The sequence below is a fragment of the Flavobacterium sp. genome (assembly GCF_029242675.1).
In the GTDB taxonomy this organism is placed as follows: domain Bacteria; phylum Bacteroidota; class Bacteroidia; order Flavobacteriales; family Flavobacteriaceae; genus Flavobacterium.
Window position 1 is genome coordinate 1 of the sequence record NZ_JAQWTM010000302.1, and the last position, 5,492, is coordinate 5,492.

General features: G+C 32.4%; 7 protein-coding genes. All 7 read right to left on the reverse strand.

The annotated features are described in order from the left end of the window. Window positions 1–708: N-acetylneuraminate synthase family protein (locus tag P8M54_RS10900; protein WP_300287885.1), on the reverse strand; the 708-nt coding region annotated here is incomplete at its 3' end. A 17-nt stretch (window positions 709–725) separates the two neighbouring features. Further along, window positions 726–1,388 carry an acylneuraminate cytidylyltransferase family protein gene (locus P8M54_RS10905; protein WP_300287887.1) on the reverse strand — a complete coding sequence of 221 codons (663 nt, stop codon included), beginning with the start codon at window positions 1,386–1,388 and terminating at the stop codon, window positions 726–728. A gap of 25 nt (window positions 1,389–1,413) precedes the next feature. Beyond that, window positions 1,414–2,064, reverse strand: a complete 651-nt coding sequence (locus P8M54_RS10910; RefSeq protein ID WP_300287888.1) for a methyltransferase domain-containing protein — start codon at window positions 2,062–2,064, stop codon at window positions 1,414–1,416. After that, a complete protein-coding gene (locus tag P8M54_RS10915; protein WP_300287890.1) occupies window positions 2,051–2,986 on the reverse strand; it encodes a glycosyltransferase in 936 nt (311 codons plus the stop codon). Before P8M54_RS10915 ends, P8M54_RS10910 begins: the two co-directional genes overlap by 14 nt. Window positions 2,987–3,064: 78 nt before the next feature. Further along, window positions 3,065–4,267: a hypothetical protein gene (locus tag P8M54_RS10920; RefSeq protein WP_300287891.1), complete on the reverse strand. Its 1,203-nt coding sequence runs from the start codon at window positions 4,265–4,267 to the stop codon at window positions 3,065–3,067. Continuing rightward, entirely contained in the window at window positions 4,264–5,181 is a 918-nt protein-coding gene (locus tag P8M54_RS10925; RefSeq protein WP_300287892.1) for a glycosyltransferase family A protein, read from the reverse strand. The genes P8M54_RS10920 and P8M54_RS10925 overlap by 4 nt, the downstream gene beginning before the upstream one ends. 8 nt (window positions 5,182–5,189) lie before the next feature. Beyond that, window positions 5,190–5,492, reverse strand: a 303-nt coding sequence (locus P8M54_RS10930; RefSeq protein WP_300287893.1) for a hypothetical protein, incomplete at its 5' end; no start/stop codon positions are given.

Consider the following 5,492-nt stretch of genomic DNA (forward strand, 5'->3'; position numbering starts at 1 on the left):
ATCGGTAAAATGACGTTCTAGAATACTTGCACCCAAAGCTACAGCACCCAAACACGCATTGTTGTTTAAGGTATGATCTGACAATCCAAAAACTTTGTCTGGAAAGGCCTCGTGCAATTGTGTCATGGCTCCAAAACGTACTAAGTTAATAGGTGTGGGATATAAGTTGGTCGTATGCAACAGTGCTACAGGAACTTTATGCTTATCGAAAATTGCAACTGCTTTGGCGACACTTTCAATGGTATTCATTCCTGTACTTAAAATCACTGGTTTTCCAAACGAAGCGATGTGCTCTAACAAAGGATAATTATTGCACTCCCCTGAACCAATTTTATAAGCTTGAACCCCAAATTTTTCTAATCGATCAGCGGCTGCTCTAGAAAATGGCGTCGAAATAAAAATCATGCCTTTGCTTTCGATATAATTTTTTAATTCAAGTTCGTCCTTTTCGTTTAGGGAGCAGCGCTCCATAATTTCATAAATAGAAACATTTGCATTACCTGGAATTACTTTTTTGGCCGCAGCACTCATTTCATCAGCAACGATATGTGTTTGGTGTTTTACCACTTCTACTCCTGCACGCATTGCGGCATCGACCATCTCTTTGGCTACAGCCAATGAACCTTCATGGTTAATACCTATTTCAGCAATTACTAAAGGTGGAAAATCGGGGCCTATTTTTCGTCCAGCTATTTCTATATAATTCATAAATTTTATTCTCTACGCTATTTAAGTTTCTCTATTAAATACTCTGCATACTCTAAATCATCTTGGGTATCGATATCGACTTGGGCAAAAACATGATCTACTTCAAATGGAAAACTGTTTTCAGAAATAATTGTTCCTTTACTAATCAAAGTAGCTTTTGTAATATAAAGCAAGCCATTTTCATAAAATAATGGTTCTAAATCTTGAGAACGCTGCCCTACTTCATAATTAAATGGAATAAAATTAGCCTCAATAATTTTTCCTAATTTTTGATGACTTCGTGTTACTGTAAAAAGGCTATCAAGAGCGCCACTTTTGTATTTTTCAAAAGCTTCATTTAGTAAGTTTTCTGGACGCAATGGATTGGTAGGTTGCAATAAAACAACTGAATCTACAATAACATCAATACTTTTTAAAACATGTTGCAAAGCACTAATGGTTGGTTCCAGATCACCCGAAATTTCGATCGGCCTATCAATCACTTTTGCACCGTAGGATATTGCAATCTTTTTTATTGTTGCATCATCAGTCGAAACATAAATTTCATCAATCAAATTCCCATTTGCTTGAGCATACATAATAGAATGCGCAATAAGTGGCATACCATTTAGCAACAATACGTTTTTATTTGGTAAACGTTTTGAACCTCCACGAGCTGGAATTATAGCGATTGTTTTCATGTCATTTGTATTTAAAAATGGCTATTTATTTTTTCACTACGAAATAAGCTTGAGTGTGCCCTTTGGATTCTGGTTTAATCAAAACGAGTAATATTAATATAAAATAATGTACTAAGTCCTTTAAATAATTGAATTTAAAATAAAATTTAGGTGCCATTATATTACCAATTGTAGCCATTTCAATCACTTCAAATCCATTATTTTCTAAATGAAATTGAACAATATGCGGCAAAGGAACATAAACATGATGCTCTACAATATGCTTTTCTTGAAAAGCATACAATCGATTTTTAAAGATCATAGAAAATTTACTTGCTGCACTAAACGGATTAGGGGTTGACAATACCATGTACCCTCCTTTTACAATGTGATTGGCAATATTACGAATACCCAACTCCGGATTGGATAAATGTTCTAAAACTTCTAAAAAAACTACAAACCCTGGTTGCTTTGCATTTTCTGGTGCAGAATAATTAAGATCCCAAAGGGAAGCTTCGGCTATTTTCTGAACAAAATCAAACGGTTGCCATTCTAAATTATATTTTGAAAGTATCGGTTGAAACCAACCAAAACCAGCTCCTATATCACTAACTATTTTATTTGGAAGCTTATTAACTACCTCGCTTAATTTCAATTCAGCCCACTGACCTCGATCTAAATTTTTATAATTTTTCATTTTTTTTGTCGTTTTGGGGCTGCCAATAAATTTTTGATTTTTCCAATTCATGATACGTTTTCCATTCTTCTAATGTTAACCCCTTTCTGAATTTAATAAGTTTAGGAACGTGAACTATTAAATCAATTAACGCTCCTACCAAGGCTTGTAATGCTTTAAAATCGCCTTTAAAAACTTTCGATTTCAATTGGATGTAAACAGAATACGCCAATTTTCGTGGTGTAAACTGTAATGGTGTAAACAAAAAAAGTAAATACCAACCCGATCGTAAAGACCGTCTTAAACGAATAGTATAATCGCTATTCTTTTTACGTGATTTCACGTCAACCCTGTGTTGCACCAAAACTTTAGGTAAATAATGCACAGACCAATTTTGCTTAAACAATTGATAGGATGCAAAATCTTCCTCTCCATAAAAAACAAACCATTCTGGATAATTGGGTATATCATGCCAAGCCTTCATTCGCCATACGTGTGCACAACCTACAAAACTCTGAACTGACATCGTTGACTCATTCGAAACATTATTGTTAGGCAACTCTAATCCCCAAAAAATTCGTGCTGCTACCACGCCACAATTCGGATTTTGATCAAAGTAATATTGGATAGATTCTAATGGATTTTCTGTTACAAAATGGGCATCATCATCTAATGAAATTGCATATTTTGTAGTTGTTTGGTTCAAAAGTACATTTCGACAATACAAATATCCTCTGGAAATCTCGTTTCTTTGAAGTAGAATAGTTGGATAATTTTTACTTACAAATTCGAAAGTACCATCTTCCGAACCATCATCAAAAATCCGACATTCTACTTGTTGATTTCTCAATAACCCTTCAATACTTTTGAGAGTTACAACCAAATCCTCGAATCTATTTTTAGTGGTAATTAAAATTGTAAAATCACTTTTAATGATTCCCATAGTACAGCTTCTTTTTTGATGATTTTAATAAACCACAATAATTTTTACATTGTATTTTACAATTCATTTAGCAGACTATCAATTTAAAACAACATTCAATCTATTTAAAAATTCAGTATCACTGAAATAATTCCCAAATGGAAACACAGCATCTATAGTTTTTAAACGATCAAGTATCAAAGCTTCTAGTTTCGCTTTTACGTCCTTTATATCGTTGCAATTTGCAATAAATTTATCATCCTTAATAATTAATCTTAGCTCACTCTCTAAAGGAGATATAGACAAAACCGGTTTATGATATGCAGCTAAGAAAGGTGCTTTCCCAACTAAAATATTACAATACAAAGGCCCATTTTCAAGTATTATGACAATATCTGTTTCATAAATTTGTTCTAGGGCTGAAGTAGTAAAATCTATAGCTTCAAGAACTATAATATTTAATACCGAGGCATATTTCTTTTTAATTCTGTAATATTCAAAACTTTTTAATCTTAAAATTAACTCAGTGTTTTCTTTGAAACTGTTGTTACTGTTAATTAATTCCCTGTACGCATCCAAGAGTATATCTATATCCCTTCCGAACTGTATTGCTCCGTGATAGGAAATTGTTACTCTTTTGTTTTTTTTAAGCACTTGACAAGTATCCGACAAATCGAAAACTTTTTCCGCATACTGATGTGGTAAAGTGTGAAACTTTTTTTTAGAACCATATAAATACTGCATGTCTCTTGACATCAAGGTAGCAGAAGAGGTACAAGTCTTTGCCTGCGCCACTACCGCATTCATGTTTTTCATTCTAAAAATTTCTAAATTAGTTAATTCCCCTGTATAACCTCCATACCAATAGACTGGATATGGATCATGAAAATTAATTATTGCGTGTTTTAAAATAGGTAAGTCTTTTGTTGCCAACAGCATTTCGTGTTCCAAACCGGCACTTCTAACAAATATATGGTCATACCTTTTATAGTCAATCTTGGCAATTTCAGTAGCATATACTTTATGAATGTATTTTTCTTTAAGCGAAATATAAAACAACCTCCAATATATTTTATTAAGCCATAAAGTCGAAAATGGTATTTTTAAGTTCAATACTTTTTCTACGATAGAATTAACCGGTAATAAATCTAATCTATCTTCACTTGCGTATTGTTTCAAATAAACAACATCAATTATAGAGTCGGGATAAGCCGTACGCAATTTTGCTAAAAAAGAACGAGAAATAATCCCTTGGCTAGTTCCCGAAACTCTTAAATCTTGTTCTATTACTAAAAATTTCATGCTTTTATGTATAATTTCTTTATCACCATTTTCATCGTTTTACAGATAAATAAAAAATAGCTTTTTATATAGAAATGAGAAAAATATAATATGGTAAATAATCTCCAAAAACGAAGGCTTTTTTTATTGTCTAAAAAAGTTTTTTCTAATTGATTCTGTAAAGTAGTAATTTCATTTTCATTGAAAAAGGCACTTTTTTCTTTTATTAAATAATGGTAAAACGCAAAAGAACCTTCGTTCTTTAAAACCAAATTATCATTTCTAGAAGTGATATTATCACCACTCCATCGAAAAGAGACGACTGCTTCATTAATGGTGTATATTAATCCAAAATTTGATACCTCCAATACCGCTAAGATATCCGAACACCAGGCTAGTGGAAAGTTTTTGAATCCAACTTCCTTTAAGACCGAAGTTTTAAAAATAAATTCACTCAAAGAACTTCGTGTTCCACCTCTAAATTTTCGCATCAAAAAATCAGTGGAAAGCTCTAATTCTGGATGTTTGTAAAGTCCTGATAAAGGCAAGTCATTCTGATCAATAACCACAGTAGCAAATCGAACTACATGAATCTCATTTTTTAGAATTTTATCTAAATTCTCATAAAAACTAGCCACGCAATTGGCATCAAGTACATCATCATCGCCCAAAAGCAGCACCCATTCTTCTCCTTGAACTTGTGATAAACAGCGCTCCCACTGTTGCGTTAAGGACACATATCCTAAATTAGTATCATAATATTTATACTCAAAATTAATTTGATTTTGATACTTTTCTAAAAGTACTGTTGGGTAGTCCTCACTAGCATCATTCCCAATGTATACTTTAAATCGCTTGTCGGTTTGGAGCGCTAACGATAGTAGTGTAGCTTCAAAAAAACGAATTTTATAGTAAGGGATAACTATGGCTAACAAAAAGAATTTTATTTAGAAGATTTAAAATATAAAAACATTGATTTGGCCAGCGGTAAAAAACCTATTTTTTTCGCTACTTTCTTCCAGACTAATCCAAATTGATAGGTATTTGATTTTTTTAAATTTATTTCGCGATTTCTCCAATAAATCATTCCTTCGTTGAATCGAGTAATAACTGATTGATACAATAATTTAAATTCATCTTCACTTAAAAATGGTTTTAAATAAGCAATAGCTTGTAATGTTTCGTCAAAAAATCCCGACGTTTGCGATCTTCCTTCAAGATTCAAACGATAAAAAGCAAGTGATTG

Bases quoted from the DNA above. Each gene is read 5' to 3' on its own strand.
- P8M54_RS10915 (WP_300287890.1), bottom strand. From the start codon at position 2,986: ATGGGAATCATTAAAAGTGATTTTACAATTTTAATTACCACTAAAAAT.
- P8M54_RS10910 (WP_300287888.1), bottom strand. From the start codon at position 2,064: ATGAAAAATTATAAAAATTTAGATCGAGGTCAGTGGGCTGAATTGAAA.
- P8M54_RS10905 (WP_300287887.1), bottom strand. From the start codon at position 1,388: ATGAAAACAATCGCTATAATTCCAGCTCGTGGAGGTTCAAAACGTTTA.
- P8M54_RS10920 (WP_300287891.1), bottom strand. From the start codon at position 4,267: ATGAAATTTTTAGTAATAGAACAAGATTTAAGAGTTTCGGGAACTAGC.